We start from the raw sequence: 21,629 nt of genomic DNA, 5'->3' as shown, positions 1-21,629 counted from the left end.
CCTCTGAACTCCGGCCCCAACTGGACCACTTTCGTGCTTCCGCAGTGGACTATCCGTACGGTCCACCGCGCATTAGCGTGGCCGGTATGACGAAAGTGTTCAGCAAGGAGCGTGCGGTGTGACCGCCGAAGCGCTGCGGGCGCTGCAGGTACCCGGCAAGCCGCTGGTGCTGCCGAACGTCTGGGACGCGGACACGGCGCGGCTCGTCGAAGCTGCCGGATTCCCGGTCGTGGCAACGAGTTCCGCGGCGGTCGCGGCCTCGCTCGGGCTGGCGGACGGCGAGGGGGCGCCGGTGGACGAGATGTTCGGCGCCGCGCAGCGGATCGTGCGGGCGGTGGCGGTGCCGGTGACCGTCGACGCGGAGAGTGGCTACGGGCTTCCGCCTGCGGAGGTCGCCGAGCGGCTGCTCGCGCTCGGTGCGGTGGGGTGCAATTACGAGGACACCGACCACGTCAACGGTGGCCGTCGTCCGGTTGCCGAGCAGGCGGAGCGGATTGCCGAGGTGCGCCGTGGCGCCGGCGCCGGGCTGGTGATCAACGCCCGGGTCGACGTGTTCCTCGGCGCCGAGGACGAACGTGCGGTTCTCGCCGAAGCGGTGGAGCGCGGCCGGGCGTATCTGGCCGCGGGTGCCGACTGTGTGTACCCGATCCTGGCGCGCTCGCCGGAAGTGCTGGCGGAGTTCGTCCAGGAGGTCGGCGGTCCGGTGAACGTGGCGCCGTTGCCCGGCGGGCCGGGGCTTGCCGAGCTGGCGGAGCTGGGTGCCGCGCGGATCTCGCTGGGCGCCGGCCTGTGGCGGCACGCGCGCGGGCTGCTGGAGGCCACGCTGGGCGAGATCGCCGCAGGGAAGCTGCCGTACTGACTGCTCGTGGGTGCCGGGACAACTCCCGGCACCCACGAGTGTTTTCAGTGCTGTGTGGCCTTTTCCGCGCCCGCCCCGGTGAGCGCGCGGACCTCCATTTCCGCGTACTTCTCCGGGTTGCGCTCCTTCGACAGGACGGTGCCCAGCCAGCCGAGGAAGAACGCGACCGGGATCGACACCAGGCCCGGGTTGTCCAGCGGGAACCAGTGGAAGTCCACGCCCTGCAGCATCGACGTGCTCTTCCCGGTCTTCGGATCGATCGGCTTGCCGGACACCGCGGGGGAGAAGACGATCAGCACGATCGTGACGATCAGTCCGCCGTAGATGCTCCACAGCGCGCCCTGGGTGTTGAACCGCTTCCAGAACAGCGAATACAGGATCGTCGGCAGGTTCGCCGAAGCCGCCACGGCGAAGGCGAGCGCGACCAGGAACGCCACGTTCTGGCCGTTGGCCAGGATCCCGCCGAGGATCGCGACGATGCCGATCACCACCGCGGTGATCCGCGCGACGCGGACCTCCGAACCCGCTGCGGCCTTGCCCTTCTTCACCACGTTCGCGTACACGTCGTGTGCGAACGAGGCGGACGCGGTGATGGTCAGCCCGGCCACCACGGCGAGAATGGTGGCGAACGCGATCGCGGAGATCAGCCCGAGCAGCACCGGTCCGCCGAGGTTCAGCGCGAGCAGCGGCGCGGCCGAGTTCACCCCGCCGGGGGCGGCCTTGATGTCGTCCGGGCCGACCAGTGCGCCCGCGCCGTAGCCGAGCACCAGCGTGAACAGGTAGAACACGCCGATCAGCACGATCGCCCAGACCACCGAGCGCCGGGCCTCGCGGGCGGTCGGCACGGTGTAGAAGCGCATCAGCACGTGCGGCAGGCCCGCGGTGCCCAGCACCAGGGCGATCCCGAGCGAGAAGAAGTCCAGTTTGGACGTTCCGGTCGCGCCGTACTGCTTGCCCGGCCCGAGCAGCGCCTCCCCGGCCTTGCCCGCCTTGTCCACCGCGCCCTGCAGCAGCGACGAGAAGTCGAACCCGTACTTGCCCAGCACCCACAGCGTCATCGCGAGCGTGCCGACGATCAGCAGCGCGGCCTTGATGATCTGCACCCAGGTGGTGCCCTTCATCCCGCCGATCAGCACGTAGGCGATCATGATCACGCCGACCACCGCGATCACCACCGACTGCGCGGCCTTGCCCTCGATGCCCAGCAACAGCGCGACCAGCCCACCGGCGCCGGCCATCTGGGCCAGCAGGTAGAAGAACGACACCACGAGCGTGGAGACCGCCGCGGCGGCCCGCACCGGGCGTTGCTTCATCCGGAACGCGAGCACGTCGCCCATGGTGAACTTGCCGGTATTGCGCAGCAGCTCCGCCACCAGCAGCAACGCGACCAGCCAGGCCACCAGGAAGCCGATGGAATAGAGGAACCCGTCGTAACCGTAGATCGCGATGGCGCCCGCGATGCCGAGGAACGAGGCGGCGGACAGGTAGTCGCCGGAGATGGCGATCCCGTTCTGCGGGCCGGTGAACGCGCGCCCGGCCGCGTAGTAGTCGGACGCGGTCTTGGTGTTGCGGCTCGCGCGGAACACGATCACCAGCGTGATCACCACGAAAGCCGCGAAAATGCCGATGTTCAGCGCCGGGTTGCTGCCCTCGACGCCCGCGGCGAGCGTGCTCATACCGGCTCCTTCGGGTGTTCAGGGTGTTCAGGGTGTTCGAGGTCGCCGCGGATCCGCTCCGCGATCGGGTCGAGCTTCCGGTTGGCGTAGCGCACGTACAGCCAGGTGATCAGGAACGTCGAGACGAACTGCAGCAGCCCGAGCAGCAGGCCGACGGTGAAGTTTCCGGCGATCTTGGTGCTCATGAAGCCGTGCGCGTAGTCGGCCAGCAGCACGTAGAGCAGGTACCAGGCGAGGAACAGCGCGGCCATCGGGAACACGAAGCGGCGCAGCCGTCCGCGCAGCTGGCGGAACTCGGCGCTTTCGTGCACCTGTGTCCAGTCCGGATCCGGCGGGCGGTCGTCGGTCATCACTTCTCCCTCGCGACGCGGCCTATGTGGTCCGCGACACAGTAGGGAGGGCCAGCCGGACAGCGGAACGCTTCAGCGGTGCAAACGCCGGGCGGCACGACGAACGGTTGACGAACGGTCGGCGGGTCCCGACGAATGGGCGGGCACCCGCTCGTCGAGGTGCAGCCGGAGCATCGCGGCCCCGGCCCACGACGGTGGGCGGCCACGCAGGGAGACCAGCACCATCACCCCGAACGCCAGTGGTACCGACCAGGGTGCCGGTTGCGAGACCAAGATCGCCACCCAGCCGGGCAGCGGCGGTCCGGCCAGCGCGAACAGGATCGACCCGGACGACGCGACGAGCCCGGTGAGCACCCCTGCGATCCCGCCGGCCGCGGTCAGCCGCGGCCACCAGATGCCGAGCACCAGCAGCGGGCAGAAAGTCGACGCGGCGACGGTGAAACCCCAGGTCACCAGGACCCCGGCGTCGAGACGCGTGGCGGGCAGTGCGAGCACCACCATCGCGGCCGCGACGAAGACAACGGTCACCCGCAGCCGCCGCAGCCCGCCGGGCATCAGGTCGTAGGCCAGCGCACCCGACATCACCAGCAGCAGCCCCAGCGAGGTGGCCAGGAATGCGGCGAACGCGCCCGCGGTGAGCAGCGCGGTGAACAGCTGCCCGGTCCAGCCGTGATCGACCTGGGCCGGAAGGGCGACCACGACGGTGTCGGTTTGCCCGGACAGGTACAGCTCCGGTACCAGCACCCGGCCGAGGACCCCGTAGACGCCGGGGAAGAGGTAGAACACGCCGAGCAGCGCCACGGTGATCGCCGCGGTCCGGCGGGCGGCCCGGCCGTCCGGGCTGGTGTGGAAGCGCATCAGCACGTGCGGCAGGCCCATCGTGCCGAGCACGGTCGCGATCAGGATCGCCCAAGTGCCCAGCAACGGGTGCCCCCGGTCCAGCTCCAGCAGCGGTCGTTGCCAATTCGGGCCGCCGAGGGACGTTTCCCCTTGCAGCGCAGGCACTTGTGCACCTTCGGCGAAGACGATTCGCTCGCCTTCGCGGACCGGCAGCTGTCCGGGCGGCAACGTCCGTGGGGTGCCCTGTTCGAGGACCACCGTGGGTTCCCGGAGCGTCAGGGTGACGTCGTGAGCGAAGTCCACCGGGGTCGCGTGGGAGAAGTGGGTGAACTCCACCGGTTTCAGGCTCGCCTCCCGGTCCCCGGCGCTCACGTGCAGCACCAGCCACAGCGCGGGGACGAGGAACAGCACCAGTTTCAGGAAGAACTGGAATGCCTGCACGTAGGTCGCGGCCCGCATTCCGCCGAGCGCGAGGGTGCCGCCGACCGCGGTCCCGGCGATCACCACGCCCACCCAGTACGGAGTGCCGCCCACCGCGGTGAGCACGAGCCCGGCCGTGCGGAATTGGGGAACGACGTAGATGGTCCCGATCACCAGCACCACCACGGCCGCGAGCCGGCGCAACGCGGGGGAGGCCAGCCGCGCTTCGGCGAAGTCCGGCACGGTCAGCGCCCCGGACCGGCGCATCGGTGCGGCGACGAGCACGAGCATCGCGATGTACCCGGCAGTGAAACCGACCGGATACCACAGCGCACCGGTGCCGTTTTTCACGACCAGCCCGGCGATGCCGAGGAACGACGCCGCGGACAGGTACTCCCCGGACACCGCCGCGGAGTTCACGAACGGTGAGATCCGCCGTGACGCCACGAGGAAGTCCGACGTGGTGCGCATGGCGGCCACCCCGCGCACGCCGATCAGCAGGGTGATCAGCACGACGGGGGCGACGGCCAGCGCGATGTCCACTCAGTCGTCCTCGGTCTTCTCCGCCCGCCGCAGCTGCCACCACGCGAGCCCGGCCATCACCGGGTACGGCAGCAACGCGATCATCAGCCAGGACAACGGAATGCCCCACATCCGCACCGAATCCAGCTCCGGTACCACGGCGAACACCACCGGCAGGCCGAGCACCAGCACGAACATCGCCGCCAGCGCGGGAATTCCGCGACGACGCTGCGTCCGATACAGCGAGGCCGCGCGTTCGGCCTCCGAAGCCGCAAGTCGCGGCATTCGCCACCGGCCGCGGGCTTGCCGCCGCGATCGGGCGAGCCGGGTCTGTGGGCTGGTCACGGCGACCCGCTTCGTCCGGCTCACCGCGGCGTCCCCAGTTGCCCGCGCTGGGCCGCCTCCAGCAGCCGGTCACGCAGCTCCCGGGCGTGCCGGCGACTGACCGGTACGTCTCCCGCTCCGGTGTGCGCCAGGAGCCCGCCGGTGGTGTCGCTGCGCAACTCCAGCACCGCTCTGACGGCGAGCAGGTAACCGCGGTGCACGCGGGTGAATCCGGTGCCCTCCCAGTACTCCTCAAGCCGGGAAATCGGCATCCGCACCGGGTATACGGCCGAGCGAGTGTGCAGCCGGACGTAGTCGCCGTGTGCTTCGGCGTACAGCACGTCGTCGCGGCGGACGTAACGGGTGCGGCCGCCGGAGTCGATCGGCAGCGCTGCCATCGCGTCCGGCGCGGGCCGGGGCAGGCTGCTCGGCGCGAGCCGGACGACCTTGGCCAGCGCTGCGGCGAGCCGTTCCGTACGCACAGGTTTGAGCAGGTAATCGACCGCGCCGATGCCGTACGCGGTCACCGCGTGCCCGTCGTGCGCGGTGACGAAGACGATCACCGGCGGCTCGGACAGCTTCGCCAGCAACGAAGCCAGCTCCAGCCCGTCCAGCCCCGGCATGGAGATGTCCAGGAACACCGCGTCGAACTGGTCCGCCTGCAGCAGTTTCAGCGCCTTGAGCGCGTCGCCCGCGCCGACCACCGCGCCGACTTCCGGGGCGTCGGACAGCATCCGGCACAACTCGTCCAACGCCGGCGGCAGATCGTCCACTGCCAGCACCCGCAGTCCGCTCACGGCAGCACCCCCGGCTGGAATCGCGGCACCCGCACGATCACCCGTGTACCGGCGCCGACCTCGGTCTCCACGGTCAGGCCGTACCAGGCGCCGTAGACGTCGCGCAGTCGTCTGTCCACATTGGCCAGACCAAGCCCAGCGCCGGCGGCGCGCCCGGCGAGGATGTCCGCGGCCTGCTTCGGCGGCATGCCCACTCCGTCGTCCTCCACTGTCAGCACGCAGTCGTTGCCCTCGGCCTGCCCGTGCACCTGGACCAGCCCGGCCTCGGGGCGTGGTTCGATTCCGTGCCGGATCGCGTTCTCCACCAAGGGTTCGAGCACCAGGTACGGCACGGCCACCGCGAGCACCTCGGGCGCCACCCGAACCTGCACCTTCAGCCGGTCGCCCAGCACCGCGCGCTGCAACGCCAGGTATGTCTCGACCGCGCGGAATTCCTCGGCGACCACTGTGTACTCACCGTGCCGGGCAAGGCTGTAGCGGGTGTAGTCGGCGAAATCGAGCATCAGGTCCCGCGCCCGATCCGGCTCGGAACGCACCAGCGACGCGATCACGGTGAGCGCGTTGTAGACGAAGTGCGGCGACATCTCCGCGCGCAACGCCCGCAGCTCCGCCTGGGCGGCCTGATCGGCCGAGGCCTCCAACCGGCCCCGCTCCAGCGCTCGCACGACGAGATCCGCGGCCTGCCGAAGGACCGCCGCCTTCGCGCCGACCAGCACCAACGCACCGGCCAGCTCGTCGTGGACGTGCAGTGGTACCGCTGCGGCCTCGCCACGGGCCGCCGGTTCCTCGGTGTGCAGGACCTCGTCGAGCACCTGGGCCACGACGTCGTCCGCACCGGGACGCCCGGACCAGACCAGCGAGCCGGACAGGTCGCTCACGCCGAGGCCGGGGACGTCGAACAGCCGTCGCAGCGCGTGCGCCGCCCGCCGGACCCGGGTGCCGGACAGGCCGTCCATCAGGTCTTCGGTGATCCGCCGGGCCGCCGCGAGCACCCCGGCCGGCGCCGGACGCGAACGCCACGGAACGCGCTGGGTCATCCGGCCTCCCTCGGCAGTGGGGAGTAGATGATAGCGACCGAAAACCCTGAAGGGGACATTCCGGGAAAAGTCTCCTGCGGAGCGCTCATCTTTCCGTCCACTTAGGACGAATGGTGCCGGATTACCGCGCTTCGGGAGCCGGTGGACGGCACCGGATCACGGTGACCGCCCCGGACACCTCGGCCTGCCCGGCGCCGAAGGGCACGACGTAAGTGTCGCCCTTGGCCAGCGGGAACTCGCTGCCGTGCTCGGTATGCAGGGTGCCCTCGCCGTCCATCACGACCAGTACCGCGAACGAGGGGTCCAGTGCGAAAGCGCCGCCGGTGAGCTGGATCCGGTCGGCGCGGAAGAACGCGTCGGACCCGTCGGCCAGCAGATCCACCGACTCGGCGCCGTCGTCCGCGGTGTGCTTGACGATCGTCTTCAGCCGTTCGGCGTCCCAGCCGGAGGTGTCCAGGGTTTCGAGCGCGGTGTCGAAGCCGATGCCGAGGTGGCCCTTCTCCGGCGAGACCAGGAAGTCGCGCCACTCCAGGGTGAGCGAGAAATCCGTGGGCTGCTGCAGCTCCACGACGAACACGCCCTCGCCGATCGCGTGCGGCAGGCCCGCCGGGATGTACACCGTGTCGCCGGCCTGCACCGGGATGCTGTTCAGCGCGCCCAGCATGCTCGGCGCGTCCTGCTCCCGGGTCCACTCGGCCACGGTCGCCTTGCTCAACGTTTCGGCGAAGCCCGGGTACACGCGCGGGTCGTGGCCGTAGGTGCCGACCACGATCCAGGCCTCGGTCTTGCCGAAATGCGAGTCGAAGTGCTGCTTCGCGAACGCGTCCGACGGGTGAAAGTGCACCGGCAGCCGCTGCCCGGCGTCGAGCAGCTTCACCAGGAGACCGGTGGAGTCGCCGAGCTTCGCCACGTGCCGTTCGCCCAGCCAGGCGGCGGCGTTGCCGCGAACCGCCTCCCGCAGCCACAATCCGCTCGGCAGCCGGGTGAGACCGTTGGTCTCCTGGCCGAACATCGTGGTGACCGAGCCGACCCAGTCCTCCGGGCCGAACCTCGAATCGCTGCCGGACGCGCCGCGCAGCCGGGCGATCGCGTCGCCGCCTCGGTAGAACTGCGGTGGCGGGTTGGCCGGGAGCCGGATGGGCTGGAGGTGCTCGGTCACGGGGCGACCTCACCGGAACCACGGGGAACGAGACGCACGGGCAGAATCACCTTTCTCGGTGCGGATTGCTCACCCTGGATCCGGGCGAACAGCAGTTCGGCCGCCGCGTGCCCGAGGGCGCTGACGTCGTGCGCGACCACGGTGACCGGCGGGTCCAGCAGGTCCGCCAGCTCGAAGTCGTCGAAGCTGACCAGCGCCGGGCGGTGCTCGGCGTGGGCCAGCGCGCGCAGCAGGTGCACGGCCACGCGGTTGTTGCCCGCGATCACCGCGGTCGCGGCGGCCGGTCCGCACAGCAGCGTGCGCACGGCGTGGCCGATCTTCTCGGGGGCCGGGGTGTGCATGGCGACGAGGTTCTCGTCGTAGGGGATCCCGTTGCGCACGCAACCTTCCCGGAAACCGCGCAGGCGTTCGGCGGCGGTGAAGATGTCCGGGCTGTCGCCGAGGAAGGCGATCCGGCGGTGGCCCTGCGCGGCCAGGTGGGTGACCGCCTCGACGGTGCCGCCGAGGTTGTCGACCAGCACGGTGTCGGCCACGATGTCGCCGGCCGGCCTGTCCAGGAACACCACCGGGGTGCCCGCGCGCATCTCCGGCACCAGATACCCGTGCTGCAACCCGGCGGGCACCACCAGGATGCCGTCCACCCGCCGCGCACAGAACTCCAGCGCCAGCTCGCGTTCCCGGTCCGAGTTCTCCTCCGAGGAACCGGTCAGCACCTGCCTGCCGAACGAGGTGGCGATGCGTTCCACCGCGCGGTTCAGCTCGGAGTAGAACGGGTTGCCGACGTCCTCCACTATCAGCCCGATGGTGCCGGTGGTGGACCCGCGGCGCAGATTGCGCGCGCCGAGGTTGCGCCGGAAGCCGAGCTGCTCGATCGCGGCGACCACGCGTTCGGCGGTCTCCGGATGGACCGCGGGCTCGTCGTTGACCACCCGCGACACCGTCTTGATGCTGACACCGGCCAGCCGGGCCACATCGCTCATCGTGGCCCGCCTGCTCGCCGGGCGTGGCGGCCCGTCCGCGTCCCGTCCCTGCGGAGACAACGTTGTCATAGTGCCGGAATTGGACACCACCCGGCGGCCTGCTGTCAATGCCCGGGACCCGCCCGTGCACGAAGATCCTGCGAAAGTCTTCATACGGATGGCTGATCAACCTGTCCGGAACGAGACAGGCCTGCCCGCCGGTCTTGACGCCCGTTCGCCTCGCCACCCAAGGTGACCGGCATCTACAGGTGCGCGACAAGGTTGTCATCCACCCGGTGCGCCGGTGGTCACGGCCGGTTCGCGCGGACGACCGGAGAGGCGATGGCGATGGCGCGAACGCGCTGGCGAGCCGGACTGATCTGCGCGGCGGTGGCCGCCTTGGTGAGTACCGCGGCGGTCCCGGCGGCGGCCGCGGACAAGGCTCCGGACACCGACCCGGCGAAGTGGGTGAACCCGTTCGTCGGCACCCGGCCCGGCGGGGCGGACCACGGGACCGGCGGCGGGGCGGGCAACACCTTCCCCGGCGCGGTGACGCCGTTCGGCCTGGTGCAGTGGAGCCCGGACACGCAGAAATCCCAGCCCGGCGGGTACTTCTACGACGACGACACGCTGACCGGGTTCAGCCTCACGCACCTGTCCGGCGCGGGCTGCAGTACCTATCAGGACCTTCCGTTCATGCCCTACGTCGGTGAGGTCTCCTCCTCACCGGCGACCGATCCGGGGCACTACACGGCGAAGTTCTCGCACGCCAAGGAACACGCCACGGCGGGCGCCTACGACGTCACGCTGGACAGCGGTGCCAAGGTGGAGCTGAGCGCGACCCAGCGCACCGGCTCGGCACGGCTGAGCTACCCGGCCGGCGCCGCGTCGACCTTGCTGCTCAACACCTCCGGCTCGGTCAACGGCACCGACGACGCGTCGATCACCATCGGCAAGGACACCATCAGCGGTTGGGCGGCCAGCGGTCGGTTCTGCGGCGCCAAGAACAGCTACCGGGTGTACTTCTCGGCCAAGTTCGACACGCCGTTCGAGTCCGTCGGCACCTGGAAGAACGGTGCGGTCACGCCCGGCAAGACCGAGGAACGCGGTGGCGCGAAGGCGAAGGTCGCGCAGCCGGACGGAGTGAACGCGTCGATGGCGCGCCCGGCCAAGGCGGAGCCGCGCAGCACCACGGTGAGCGGCCCGGGCAGCGGCGGGTACGTGACCTTCCCGAACCTCGACGGCGCACAGGTCAATGTCCGGGTAGGACTGTCCTTTGTGTCCAAAGAAGGCGCGAAGGCCAACCTGGCGGCGGAGAACAACGGCGGGAAGTCCTTCGACCGGGTTGCCGCGGACGCGCGCAAGGCGTGGAACGACCAGCTCGGCAAGATCGCGGTGACCGGCGGCCCGGACGCCGACCGGACGACCTTCTACACCTCGCTCTACCACTCGCTGATCCAGCCGAACATCTTTTCCGATGTGGACGGTCGCTATCCGGGTTTCGACGGCCGGATCCACCAGGCCGACCGGGGCCACGCGATGTACACCAACTTCTCCGGCTGGGACATCTACCGCTCTGAGATCCCCTTGCTGGCCACGATCGATCCCAAGCAGACTTCGGACATCGTGCGTTCGATGATGGCCTACGCCGAACAGGGCGGTTCATGGGACCGCTGGACAGTCGCGAACGACTACACCGGCGTGATGAACGGCGATCCATACCACATCATCGTTTCCAGCGCGTACGCCTTCGGCGCCCGTGACTTCGACGCGCAAAAGGCGTTGCTGCTCATGATCAAGGGTGCCACCCAGCCGACGCAGGGCTATGTCGAACGGCCCGGGCTGGCGGACTACCAAAAGCTGGGCTACGTACCGGGCGCTGGCGCGGACACGCTGGAGTACACCAGTGCGGACTTCGCCATCGCCGAGTTCGCCAAGCGTCTCGGCGACGGCGCCACGTACAACACCTTCATGAAGCGCGCCCAGAACTGGCAGAACCTCTACAACCCGGGTACCGGGCACCTGCAGCCGCGCAACGCGGACGGTTCGTTCTCCGGCAGCTACGACCCGGCCAGCTCGCAGGGCTGGGTCGAAGGAAACGGTGCGCAGTACGACTGGATGGTGCCCTACGACCTCGGTGGTGTGGTGTCGGCCTTTGGTGGCAACGACGCAGTTCAGTCGCGTTTGGACACGTTCTTCACCAAGCTGAACGCAGGCACCCAGGAGCCATACGCGTTCATGGGCAACGAGCCGAACTCCAACGCGCCGTTCGTCTATTCCTACGCCGGAGCACCGGCTAAATCTCAGTCGATCGTGCACCGCTCGATGAACGAGCTGTACAACCCGCGTCCGGAAGGCCTGATCGGCAACGACGATCTCGGGCAGATGTCCTCCTGGTATGTCTGGTCCGCGCTCGGCATCTACCCAGAGATCCCGGGCCGTGCGGAGGTTCTGCTCACCACGCCGCGATTCGAGAGCGCCACGCTCACCACCGGTGCGGGCAAGAAGATCACCATCAACGCGCCCGGCATTGGTGACTACGTCGGCGGCCTGAAAGTCAACGGCAGCGCGGCGAGCAAGGCGTGGCTGCCCGAAGCCCTGATCGGAAACGGCGGCACGCTCGACTTCACCCGCTCCGCCAAGGCCACGGCGTGGGGCTCCGCCGCGGCCGACGCGCCGCCGTCGTTCCGTGAACAGGAAAAGCCGAGTCTGTCCTTTGCGGACCCGGCGCGGGTGGTGGTACCCGCCGGCTCGACCGCGAAGGCGTCGATCGGCGTGCAAGACTTGACCGGCAAGCCGACGAACTGGTCCTACACCGCAGGCAGCGCCGACGGCATCACGCTCTCGCCGTCCACTGGCCAGGTCGCCGTCCCGGCTTCGGGCAAGGCCGGCGCCACCGTACAGGTGGGCGTTCCCGCCGGAACCTCCGACGGCCCGCGGCGGATCCCGGTGACGTTCTCGGCACCGGGCCTGCCCGCGACGCAGGCCGTGCTCACCGTGCTGGTGGCGCAGCCGAACAGCTGGCTGGCCACTGTGGACAACACCGGCCTCTCACCGGACTCGAACCCCGCCGCCGGAAACTTCGACGGCGGCGGCTGGAGCTACTCGTCGGATGCCTTGGCCGCCGCCGGAGCGAAGCCAGGCGGCACGGTGACCAGCGATGGCCTGAAGTTCACCTGGCCCTCCTATCCGGTGGGCGACCCGGACAACGCCGTGGCCGCCGGCCAGACCGTGAACGTGACCGGCGCCGGTAAGCTCGCCCTGCTCGGCTCCGCCAGCAACGGCAACTCGCAAGGCACTCTCACCGTCACCTACACCGACGGCAGCAAATCCACCTCCACCGTCGGACTCTCCGACTGGACGCTCAACGGGGGAAACGCACAACCGGCGTACGGCAACAAGATCGCACTGTCCACTCCGTACCGAAATGCCTCCGGCGGTGACGCGCAGAAGATCCGCACCGTGGTCTTCGCCACCGCACCGATCACCCTCACCCCAGGCAAGACCGTCGCGAGCGTGACCCTGCCGAACGACACCAAGGGCGGCGGCGCTATGCACGTGTTCGCCATCGGCATCGGCTGACCAGGACCCCGCACCGGTGGGTCGCCGGGCAAAGCTGTGAAGGGGCCCTTCACGGACTCTAAGTCCGTGAAGGGCCCCTTCACAGCATTCGACCCGGACGTGGCGAGCCGGACGTCGCGCTGGCAAAATGCCACGTGGGGAACATCACCCTCTGCGACCCTGCCGCCCCGGCCTGCCGCTGCGTGCTCGACTGCGGACACTCGGTGAACTTCTTCTCCCGCATCGTGGGAGCCGGCCGGAAAACCGTCACCAGATCGGGCATTCGCCGCGAAAAGCCACACATGGTCCAGACCAGTCGCGATCTTCGTCGTGATCGGGGTCACTGGACCCGGTGTTCCGGTGAGCCCGCTCACCCCGCACACTGTCCTCATCACGTCCGACATCGCTGTTGACGCCGAGCGGATCCGTCCGCCTTGGACAGTGCGCCGGACGTTTTTGTGTGTGCAGGCAGCACGCACACAGGTGACGCACAGGAGGATGTCGTGTCCAGCAAGGCCGCTCTCGTGTTCCGCGTGGCCGCAGTCGCCGAGGCTCTGTCCTGGCTCGGCTTGCTGATCGGGATGTTTCTCAAGTACGCCGTCGACTCCTCCGGCCAGGGCGGCGTGCCCGTCCTCGGCATGGTGCACGGCGTCGTCTTCGTCCTGTACGTGATCACCTCCCTGTCCGTGGCGAAGCCGCTGGGCTGGCGCCCGCGCACCCTCGTGCTCGCGCTGCTGGCCAGCATCCCGCCGCTGTTCACCTGGCTGTTCGAGAAGTGGGCGCTGCGCAACGGCCGGCTCGACGGCCCGCAGCGGCTCACCCACGGCGGCGTCGGCCTGTTCCGGCGCGTACCCGAGCCGGTCGCCTGACCCTCCCCGAATCCCCCAAGGCGACGGGCCTGTGCGAGCTTCGCGCAGGCCCGTCGTGCTATTCGGTGAAGTCGCCCGCGGACTTGCGGACCTTGGTGAGCAGCTCGGTGAGCTGGCCGACCTGCCGCTCGGTGAGGCCGGTGAGGCCGAAATCGATCCCGACCACGGCCGCGGTCGCCGCCTCCCGCCGGGCGCGGCCGTTCTCGGTGATCTCCACCAGGGTGGTGCGCCGGTCGGTCGGGTGCGGCACCCGCTTGACCAGCCCGTCGCGTTCGAGCCGGTCGACTATGTTGGTGACGCTGGTGGGGTGCAGCTGCAGCCGTTCACCCATCACCCGCATCGGCAGCCGCGCGTGGCGGGAGAAGGTGAGCAGCACGAGCGCCTCGTAGCGGGCGAAGGTGAGACCGTGCGGCTTCAGCGCACCGTCGACCGCGGATTGGATGATCTGCTGCACGCGCATCACGCCGGTGACCGCGGCCATGGTTCCGGCCGGACCGATCCGGTCCTCCCAGAACTGTGCCGCGCGGGCGATCGGGTCGAACGGCAGCGGACGGTTCATGACACGCGAAGCTACCAGCGGGTACCGCGCGGTGCCCTGAGGCCCCACCGGAAATCCGGCAGGCGAAAGGAAGTCGAGCATGATCGTCGCGTTCAGCGTGAGCCCGTCCGGCGTAGACCCGGACGGCGGAGTCAGCGAGAAGGTCGCCCGAGCGGTCAAGGTAGTGCGCGAGAGCGGGCTGCCGAATTCGACCGACGCCATGTTCACGAGCATCGAGGGCGAGTGGGACGAAGTCATGGCCGTGGTGAAGGAGGCCGTGGCAGCCGCGGGGGAGGGGTCGGCGCGGGTCGGGCTGGTGCTCAAGGCGGACATCCGGCCCGGCTACGAGAACCAGCTGGCCGCGAAGGTGGAACGGGTCGAAGCACACCTGCGCGAGGGCTGAGCGCGGCTACGACGCCGACTCCCGAGTGCACGTGACCTGTTCGTTTTGGGTTTTCGTGCGCCGGACACCAAGGCGGCGCCGTCGACGGTGCGCCTGTCGTCGGTCATCTGCCCGGACGGCCTGCTTGACCGAGGGTGATCGCTAGTTCGTGCTGGACCCTGCCCGGAAGATAGGATCGAGAATCGCCGCGACGAGTGCGACTTGGTTGTCGAGGAGTTCTTCGGAGATCGTCTCGAGTCCTTCCTTGCGTCGCCAGGCGGCCCACTTGGTCTGCCCGACCTGTCCATAGCCGGCCAGGTGCAGGCTGACGGGTTCGAGGAGGACGTCGCGGTAGCGGGCGACCGCGTGAGCGGAGCGGAGAAGCTCTGCGGGGTCGATGCCGTGCCGGGCGAGCTGGACGATGTCGATGTAGTCCCGCCATCGGGTGCTGGTGATGCCTCGCTCGAGGATGGTGATGCCTTTTTCCGCGATGGTCGTCTCGGGGGCGTAGCCGAGTATCTCGATCGGATGCCCGAGCACCCGCTCGATTCGTACGGTTCGTGGCGCGGGGACGATCGGGTCGCCGGTGGACACGTCCCAGACCGCGACACCCTGCCAGGGCGTGATCGAGGCCTTCACCCGCACTCGAAAGCCGGGATAGTCCGCCTGCTCGCGAATCTCCTGGACGGAGATCGTGCCGACGTCGAAGACCACGCCGTCCGGGGTGTCGATGGCGGCGATGTCACGTACCACGGTGCTGAGGTGCGCGGTCGAGACGTCTGCGTCGATGGCGTTCGCGTCGGCATCTTTGGTGGGGCGGCGTACCCCGTAGGCGGCGAGCAGAATGCCGCCTTTGAGCACGAAGTCCTGGGCATGGGTGGTACGGGTGAGGCGCTCAAGGAACGATTCGAGGATGTGCCGGGTCAGATATTCCTGGGTCGGGACGGCTCGTCCGGGCCGCGGCCGAACGTGCGGTGGCCTGGATCTGCCGGAAGGTGGCGTCGCCGATGGTCATGCGAGTGCGTCCAGCGCGGTGAGGATGGGGGTCTTGGCCCGAGGCAGGGTGGTGGCGAACTGCACGAGGTGTGCGGGTTTACCGCCTCGGCGCAGCCACTCCTTCAGCGCGTCTCGGGCGAGTTCGTAGCCGACCTCACCGCGGAGGCGGAAGACGTCGGCGATCGACCGTTCGGGAGAGTAGAGCCCGATGGTCAGGTCGGTGCCGGGGATGGGTATCTCGTCACGGCCGAGGTAGAAGGTGGACTGGCTGAAGGAGTGCCACGCAATCGATGGGTTCCCGGTGGGAATGCGCGACCCCCGAGGGATCGCGATGTCCAGTGCGGCTGGGATCGCATCGATCAGATCATGGTGGGACAGTGCCGAGGTCAGGCAGATCGTGGCCGCCGGGCGTCGGCTGGCTGCCTCGATCCAGTCCCAGTCCGCTGCCGCGGCGTCGGCCGGCAGATAGATCCCGCGGGCGATGCGCTCGAACCGGCCTTTCCTTGCGGCGCGGTACAGCCCGCTGCGCGATAGGCCGTGCTGCTCGGCTGTGTTCGAGGTCATCGCCGCCGCCTCTGTTAGTGGAACAAAACGTCTACACATAAGAGTACCTGACAACAGTTTGTGCCAGCCCGCGCGCGACGCAGGTCCCACGGTCAAGGCAGCGGCGGGACGAACGACACCGTCCACCGGCCCTTCGCGCTGGTCACCGCCAGCGGGTAGGTGAACCGGGCCCCGCTCCGGCCGGCCCCGCTGACCACCGCGGTGGTCGGAGCGTGCTCGTCCGGGACGAGCCGCACGGTCAGGTCGCGCACCTGATCGTCGCCGAGGACCCGGACGTAGTCGCCGGCCAGGTCGGCAGCGCCGGAGCCGGGGACGTCGAGCAGTCCGGCCAGCGCATCCGCGTCGCGCCCGGAAAGTGCCGTGGTGAGCTGTTCGCGCAGTTCGGGTGCCGACGGTGCGCCCGGGTTGTCCTCGTGGGCCACGAGGACCGTGATGGTGACGATCCACGCCACCGCGGCGGCGACGGCGGCCACCACCGTCGCGTTGCGCCGGCTCAGCATCCGGGCCTCCCTGCGGTCCCGCAGAGCATGCCTCAGCCAGAGGCCGGAACGCCAACGCGGGAACGGTGGGACTCCTGCCACCCCGCCCCGGCGTGGGGTGGCAGGATGGAGGTGTGACGAACCCACGCGGATCTGCAGGAAACCCGGCGGCGCTGTCCGCCGCATTGTCCCGCGCGGTCGACCTGTCCGCGCTCAAGGCACGGGCGGAGGCGGCCCAGAGCCGGCCCCCGGCCCCGCCCGCGGACGGCGCCCCGCCGCCCGCCGGGGGGTCCGCGCCCCCGTCGGCGGCAGTGCTCGAGGTGAGCGAGGCGAGCTTCCAGGCCGATGTGGTCGAGCGCTCGCTGAACCAGCTCGTGGTCGTGGACCTGTGGGCCGAATGGTGCGGCCCGTGCAAGCAGCTCAGCCCGGTGCTGGAGCGGCTGGCCGCGGATGCCGGCGGCGCCTGGGTGCTGGCCAAGGTCGATGTGGACGCCAACCCGCGCATCGCGCAGCTGTTCGGCGCGCAGTCGATCCCTACCGTGGTGGCGATCGCCGGCGGTCAGCCGGTCGACGCGTTCTCGGGGGCGCTGCCCGAACCGGAGATCCGCAAGTGGCTGGACTCGCTGCTGGACGCCCTGCGCGACCGCCTGCCCGGCATCCGGGCCGCCGAGGAGGCCCGCGGCCCGGTCGAGGAGCCGGAGGACCCGCGCTTCACCGAGGCCGAGGAAGCCTTCGAACGGGGTGATTTCGCCGCCGCGCAGGCCGCCTACGAGCGCATCCTGGACGCCGAACCGGCCAACGCCCTGGCCCGCAACGCCCTGGCCCAGGTCAAGTTCACGGCTCGGGCGGAGGCTGCCGACCCGGACGCCCGGGCGAAGGCGGACGCCGATCCGGCCGATCTGGACGCCCAGCTCGCCGCCGCCGATCTGGAGGTCGCCGGACAGGACGTGGAAGCCGCTTTCCGCCGCCTGATCGGCGCGGTCCGGCGGACCGCGGGGGAGGACCGCAACCGGGTCCGGGAACACCTGGTGGCCCTGTTCGAGCTGTTCGACCCGGCCGACGAGCGGGTCGGCAGGGCCCGCCGCGAGCTGGCCAGCGTGCTGTACTGAGCGGAAGCCCGCGTAAACGCACGACGAAGGCCCCGTGTCCCCGGCCGAGGACACCGGGCCTTCGTCGTACCGGTCAAGGATACTGCTTCGAGCAGACGGCCGAACCCTCCAGGTAGCCACGCCGGAGAGCTTCCACTCGATCGAACCCGCTGTCCGGGCGTTTCCCGCGGACGTCGGCCGAGACCAGCCCCTCCGGCCGCAGCAGGTCGGCGATCGCCTCGTCCAGATCGCCCGCCGAGAGCCGCAGCTTGCCGGAGGCGCCCGGCCGGTGGGTGAACCCGGCCCATGCGCCGACCAGGCAGGCCGTGCGCAGGCCCGCGTTCGCGTTGTCGAGCGAGGCGCCGACGCCCTTCTGAATGCCGAGCGCGTAACGAGACGCGAGTTCGGCGAACGCCGCGAAATCACCCATCCCGGTCGTGGTGTGGCCGGCCAGCTCGGCCTGCTGGTCCACCGGCTGGGCCAGGTCCGCGAGCCGATCGAGGTCCAGCTGCACGGTGTTGTCGTCCGGGCAGTACGAGACGGGCGGGGTGCTCGGGCCGCCGGCCGGGCAGCTGCCGCTGCCGGGGACGAACTGCGGGGCCTTCACACCCGCGCCGCGGAACGCCTCGTCCAGGCTGGTCTTCACCGGCTGCAGCGTGCTTTCGCCGAACTTCGCGTCGCCCTTGCCGCGGTCGCCCGCGTCGAACGGCCGCTCGGTCAGCCGCGCCTGGACATTCGCCGCGTTCATCGCGGCGCATTCCTTCGGGCCTTTCTCGAACCCGGTTTGGAACGCGAACGTGCGGTCGAAGGCGGTGCCGTGGGCCTGCCGGCCGGTCCCGCTCGTGCCCGCCTGGTCGCGGATGAGGAACAGCGCGGCCAGCACCTGGTCCAGGCCCTCGGTGGTGGACACCTGGTAGTACTTGCTGCTGCCCCCCGCGACCCACCGGAAGTAACTGCCCGAGAAACAGTCCGCCTGCTGCTCCTTCACCACGGTCGGGGTGACCTTGGTGATCCCCGCGCGGTCGCCGAGCCGGTACTGGATGGCGTGCCCGAACTCGTGCGCCAGCACGGTCACCACGGCCATCGGGCCGAATCGCTTGCGCAGCATCGGCAGCAGCACCCCGCGGTCCCAGGCCACCGAATCGTCGCGGGCGCAGTAGAACGCGTTCACCAGTTCCTTGACGCTGCCGCAGGCGGTTTCCTCGCGGTCGCGGCGCGAATCGTAGGACAGCAGCGAGGTCACCGGTTTGAAGGCGGTGCCGTCGAACTGCGCGGGCAGCATGGTCGACCAGTACGCCTGCACATCCGCGATCGCGGCGGTGGCGAGCTGGTCATCGGTACCGCCCTCGGCTCCGCGCACCTGCAGGTCCGGTGTGGCCGCGCCCGGCTTGAGCCCGCTTTCGAAATGGGTCACCGGCAGCCCCGCGACGTTGCCCGCTCCCGGTGTCACCGGAGCAGCGCTCGTGCCACTGCACGCCGTCGTGCCCACCAGCCCGGCCACCACAACCATCGCCAGCGCGCGTCCCCCTCGGCTCATGTTCCCTCGCTCCCATCCCCGGTTTCGGCTTCCGGAGACTACCGAGCGTGTACGCCCTGGACGGGCACATTGCCCCAAGTGGGCCACGCGCGCCGCCGGCGCCGGCCCGATATGGTCGCTGACCATGCGTGCAGTCCGCCGGTTCACCGTTCGCGCCAGTCTGCCCGAGCCGCTCGCCGGCCTCGGCGCACTGGCCACCAATCTTCGCTGGACCTGGCATCCTCCGACCCGCGACCTGTTCGCGTCGATGGACGCCGAGCTGTTCGACCGGATCCGCGACCCCCTGCGGATGCTCACCGCGCTGCCCCCGCAGCGGCTCGAAGAGCTGGCCGTGGACGAGGATTTCCTGCGCCGCACGGACGAGGCCGCGGCCGGGCTGGAGCGTTACCTCATCGAACCGCGCTGGTACCAGCGTCGCACCGACGAGGGCCTGCCGGCGGCGGTGGCGTACTTCTCCATGGAGTTCGGCGTCACCGAGGCGCTGCCGAACTACTCCGGCGGGCTCGGCGTGCTGGCCGGCGACCACCTCAAGGCCGCGTCCGATCTCGGCGTGCCGATGGTCGGTGTCGGCCTGCTCTACCGGTCGGGCTACTTCCGCCAGGGCCTGTCGCTGGATGGCTGGCAGGTCGAGCACTACCCGGTGATCGACCCCAACGCCTTCCCTCTGGAGCTGGTGACCGAGGACGGCCGCCCGGTGCTGGTCGAGGTCGCCATGCCCGGTGGCCGCGAGTTGCGCGCGCAGCTGTGGCGGGCCAGGGTCGGCCGGATTCCGCTGCTGCTGCTCGACACCGACATCGAGGCCAACGACGAGGACCTCCGCCCGGTGACCGACCGGCTCTACGGCGGCGACGCCGACCATCGCATCCGGCAGGAGATCCTCGCCGGGATCGGCGGGTTCCGCGCGGTGCGCAAGTTCTGCGAGCTGACCGGGCATCCGCAGCCGAAGGTGTTCCACACCAACGAAGGGCACGCCGGCTTCCTCGGGCTGGAGCGTGCCCGCGAGATCGTCCAGGCCGACGGGCTGGCCTTCGACGAGGCGCTCCCGGCGGTCCGGGCGGGCACCGTGTTCACCACGCACACCCCGGTCAGCGCGGGCATCGACCGGTTCCCGGTGGACCTCGTGCAGCGCTACTTCTCCGACGGGCGGCTGGTGCCCGATGTGGACGTGCGCCGGGTGCTGCAGCTCGGCGCGGAGGACAACCCCGGCCTGTTCAACATGGCGCACATGGGCTTGCGGCTGGCCCAGCGCGCGAACGGCGTCTCCGAGCTGCACGGCCGGGTCACCCGGCGGATGTTCTCCCGGCTGTGGCCCGGATTCGACGACGACGAGGTGCCGATCTCGTCCATCACCAACGGCGTGCACGGCCCGACCTGGGTCGCGCGGGAGCTGAGCGCGCTGCTCGGCGGCAACCACGACGAGTTCGGCCACGAAGGCCGCGCGCCGGGCAGTTCGCTGCGCGACGGCGTGAGCGACGAGCAGCTGTGGGCGTTGCGTCGGGAGCTGCGAGAGAAGCTGGTCGCCGAAGTCCGCCGCCGGGTGCGCGCGGCGTGGATGCAGCGCGGCGCGTCGGCGCTGGAGCTGGGCTGGACGGACCGGGTCTTCGATCCGGACGTGCTGACGGTCGGCTTCGCCCGCCGGGTGCCCACGTACAAGCGGCTCACGCTGATGCTGCGCGATCCGGACCGGCTGCGCGCCCTGCTGCTGGACGAGCGGCGGCCGATCCAGATCGTGGTCGGCGGGAAGTCGCATCCGGCGGACGAGAACGGCAAGCAGCTGATCCAGCAGATCGTGCGGTTCGTCGACGATCCCGCGGTGCGGCACCGGATCGTCTTCCTGCCGGACTACGACATGTCCATGGCCCGCTACCTCTACCGCGGCTGTGACGTGTGGCTGAACAATCCGGTGCGGCCGCTGGAGGCGTGCGGCACGTCGGGGATGAAGTCGGCGCTCAACGGCGGGCTCAACCTGTCCATCCGCGACGGTTGGTGGGACGAGTGCTACGACGGTTCCAACGGCTGGGCCATCCCGAACGCGGACGGCGTGACCGATCCGCTGCGCCGCGACGACCTGGAGGCCGCCGCGCTGTACGACCTGCTCGGCCAGCAGATCGCGCCGCTGTTCTACGACACCGGGGAGGACAGCGTGCCCACCGGCTGGCTGTCCATGGTGTGGCACACGCTGGAGACACTCGGCCCGCGCGTGCAGGCTTCGCGGATGGTGCGCGAGTACGTGGACTCGGGCTACCTGCCCGCTTCCCGGATGGTTGCTGCGGCGACTGACAATGCTTACCGCGGTGCGCTGTCGCTGGCCGACTACCGCACCAAGCTCGAAGTCGCGTGGCCGCGCGTGCGGATCTTCGATGCCGAGCTGCGCTACGACCGCACCGAGCGGTTCGTGGTCGGTACCGAGGTGACCGTGCGCGCCCGGATCGACCTCGCCGGCCTTGATCCGTCCGAAGTGGACGTCCAAGCCGTGGTCGGCCGGGTGGGCGACGGCGACGAACTCACCGACACCGCCCTGGTCCCGATGCAGAGCGACGGTATCGGCGCGTTCGCGGCGACCTTCCGGCTGCCACGCGCGGGCTCGATCGGCTACACCGTGCGCGTGCTGCCGAAACATCCACTGCTGGCCAGCCCCGCGGAGCTGGCCAGAGTGGTGCTCGCCTGAGGTC

Annotated in this window: 19 protein-coding genes; 6 read left to right on the top strand and 13 right to left on the bottom strand. The window is 70.0% G+C overall.

Annotated features, from left to right (window positions below; translation table 11 throughout):
* Positions 1–118: 118 nt before the first annotated feature.
* A complete protein-coding gene (locus ATK36_RS09500) occupies positions 119–859 on the top strand; it encodes an isocitrate lyase/PEP mutase family protein (RefSeq protein WP_098510923.1) in 741 nt (246 codons plus the stop codon).
* 44 nt (positions 860–903) lie between these two features.
* Here the strand turns inward: ATK36_RS09500 and ATK36_RS09495 are convergent, their stop codons facing one another.
* The 8 genes from ATK36_RS09495 to ATK36_RS09460 all read right to left on the bottom strand — a co-directional run bounded on the left by ATK36_RS09495 (position 904) and on the right by ATK36_RS09460 (position 8,964).
* On the bottom strand, positions 904–2,535 hold the full coding sequence (locus ATK36_RS09495; RefSeq protein ID WP_098510922.1) for a solute symporter family protein: 1,632 nt from the start codon (positions 2,533–2,535) through the stop codon (positions 904–906).
* Complete coding sequence (locus tag ATK36_RS09490; RefSeq protein WP_098510921.1) at positions 2,532–2,885, bottom strand: DUF485 domain-containing protein; 354 nt, start codon at positions 2,883–2,885, stop codon at positions 2,532–2,534. Before ATK36_RS09490 ends, ATK36_RS09495 begins: the two co-directional genes overlap by 4 nt.
* 72 nt (positions 2,886–2,957) lie before the next feature.
* Positions 2,958–4,688: a sodium/solute symporter gene (locus ATK36_RS09485; protein WP_098510920.1), complete on the bottom strand. Its 1,731-nt coding sequence runs from the start codon at positions 4,686–4,688 to the stop codon at positions 2,958–2,960.
* The gene (locus ATK36_RS09480) at positions 4,689–5,036 is read right to left on the bottom strand and encodes a DUF485 domain-containing protein (RefSeq protein WP_098510919.1); all 348 of its coding nucleotides are present in this window, start codon (positions 5,034–5,036) and stop codon (positions 4,689–4,691) included.
* A complete protein-coding gene (locus ATK36_RS09475) occupies positions 5,033–5,788 on the bottom strand; it encodes a LytR/AlgR family response regulator transcription factor (protein WP_098510918.1) in 756 nt (251 codons plus the stop codon). Before ATK36_RS09475 ends, ATK36_RS09480 begins: the two co-directional genes overlap by 4 nt.
* Positions 5,785–6,825, bottom strand: coding sequence for a sensor histidine kinase (locus ATK36_RS09470; protein ID WP_098510917.1), 1,041 nt, complete (start codon positions 6,823–6,825; stop codon positions 5,785–5,787). The genes ATK36_RS09475 and ATK36_RS09470 overlap by 4 nt, the downstream gene beginning before the upstream one ends.
* Positions 6,826–6,946: 121 nt before the next feature.
* The gene (locus ATK36_RS09465) at positions 6,947–7,984 is read right to left on the bottom strand and encodes a class I mannose-6-phosphate isomerase (protein WP_098510916.1); all 1,038 of its coding nucleotides are present in this window, start codon (positions 7,982–7,984) and stop codon (positions 6,947–6,949) included.
* A complete protein-coding gene (locus tag ATK36_RS09460; protein ID WP_098510915.1) occupies positions 7,981–8,964 on the bottom strand; it encodes a LacI family DNA-binding transcriptional regulator in 984 nt (327 codons plus the stop codon). Before ATK36_RS09460 ends, ATK36_RS09465 begins: the two co-directional genes overlap by 4 nt.
* A 321-nt stretch (positions 8,965–9,285) precedes the next feature.
* Between ATK36_RS09460 and ATK36_RS09455 the strand changes: the two genes are divergently transcribed.
* Positions 9,286–12,525 (top strand): GH92 family glycosyl hydrolase, encoded by a 3,240-nt coding sequence (locus ATK36_RS09455; protein ID WP_245914545.1) that lies wholly within the window; start codon positions 9,286–9,288, stop codon positions 12,523–12,525.
* A 482-nt stretch (positions 12,526–13,007) separates the two neighbouring features.
* On the top strand, positions 13,008–13,373 hold the full coding sequence (locus ATK36_RS09450) for a DUF3817 domain-containing protein (RefSeq protein ID WP_098510914.1): 366 nt from the start codon (positions 13,008–13,010) through the stop codon (positions 13,371–13,373).
* Between the two features lie 58 nt (positions 13,374–13,431).
* On the opposite strand, the gene ATK36_RS09445 is transcribed toward ATK36_RS09450, so the two are convergent.
* Entirely contained in the window at positions 13,432–13,932 is a 501-nt protein-coding gene (locus ATK36_RS09445; protein ID WP_098514750.1) for a MarR family winged helix-turn-helix transcriptional regulator, read from the bottom strand.
* 79 nt (positions 13,933–14,011) lie between these two features.
* On the opposite strand from ATK36_RS09445, the gene ATK36_RS09440 reads away from it, so the two are divergent.
* On the top strand, positions 14,012–14,314 hold the full coding sequence (locus ATK36_RS09440; RefSeq protein ID WP_098510913.1) for a thiamine-binding protein: 303 nt from the start codon (positions 14,012–14,014) through the stop codon (positions 14,312–14,314).
* A gap of 141 nt (positions 14,315–14,455) precedes the next feature.
* Here the strand turns inward: ATK36_RS09440 and ATK36_RS09435 are convergent, their stop codons facing one another.
* The 3 genes from ATK36_RS09435 to ATK36_RS09425 all read right to left on the bottom strand — a co-directional run bounded on the left by ATK36_RS09435 (position 14,456) and on the right by ATK36_RS09425 (position 16,353).
* Positions 14,456–15,208 (bottom strand): nucleotidyl transferase AbiEii/AbiGii toxin family protein, encoded by a 753-nt coding sequence (locus tag ATK36_RS09435; RefSeq protein ID WP_098510912.1) that lies wholly within the window; start codon positions 15,206–15,208, stop codon positions 14,456–14,458.
* A 96-nt stretch (positions 15,209–15,304) separates the two neighbouring features.
* The gene (locus tag ATK36_RS31365; RefSeq protein WP_141544402.1) at positions 15,305–15,853 is read right to left on the bottom strand and encodes a type IV toxin-antitoxin system AbiEi family antitoxin domain-containing protein; all 549 of its coding nucleotides are present in this window, start codon (positions 15,851–15,853) and stop codon (positions 15,305–15,307) included.
* Between the two features lie 92 nt (positions 15,854–15,945).
* Complete coding sequence (locus ATK36_RS09425; RefSeq protein WP_098510910.1) at positions 15,946–16,353, bottom strand: hypothetical protein; 408 nt, start codon at positions 16,351–16,353, stop codon at positions 15,946–15,948.
* A 113-nt stretch (positions 16,354–16,466) separates the two neighbouring features.
* Here ATK36_RS09425 and ATK36_RS09420 point away from each other — a divergent pair, with 113 nt between their 5' ends.
* The gene (locus tag ATK36_RS09420) at positions 16,467–17,441 is read left to right on the top strand and encodes a tetratricopeptide repeat protein (RefSeq protein ID WP_098510909.1); all 975 of its coding nucleotides are present in this window, start codon (positions 16,467–16,469) and stop codon (positions 17,439–17,441) included.
* 73 nt (positions 17,442–17,514) lie between these two features.
* Here ATK36_RS09420 and ATK36_RS09415 read toward each other — a convergent pair whose 3' ends face one another.
* The gene (locus ATK36_RS09415) at positions 17,515–18,957 is read right to left on the bottom strand and encodes a neutral zinc metallopeptidase (protein WP_098510908.1); all 1,443 of its coding nucleotides are present in this window, start codon (positions 18,955–18,957) and stop codon (positions 17,515–17,517) included.
* A gap of 124 nt (positions 18,958–19,081) precedes the next feature.
* On the opposite strand from ATK36_RS09415, the gene glgP reads away from it, so the two are divergent.
* Entirely contained in the window at positions 19,082–21,625 is a 2,544-nt protein-coding gene (gene glgP, locus ATK36_RS09410) for an alpha-glucan family phosphorylase (protein ID WP_098510907.1), read from the top strand.
* The last annotated feature ends 4 nt before the right edge of the window (positions 21,626–21,629 follow it).

Source organism: Amycolatopsis sulphurea (assembly GCF_002564045.1).
Lineage (GTDB): Bacteria > Actinomycetota > Actinomycetes > Mycobacteriales > Pseudonocardiaceae > Amycolatopsis > Amycolatopsis sulphurea.
Note: the sequence above shows the minus strand (reverse complement) of the source record. Positions and strands in the feature narration are given on the sequence as shown.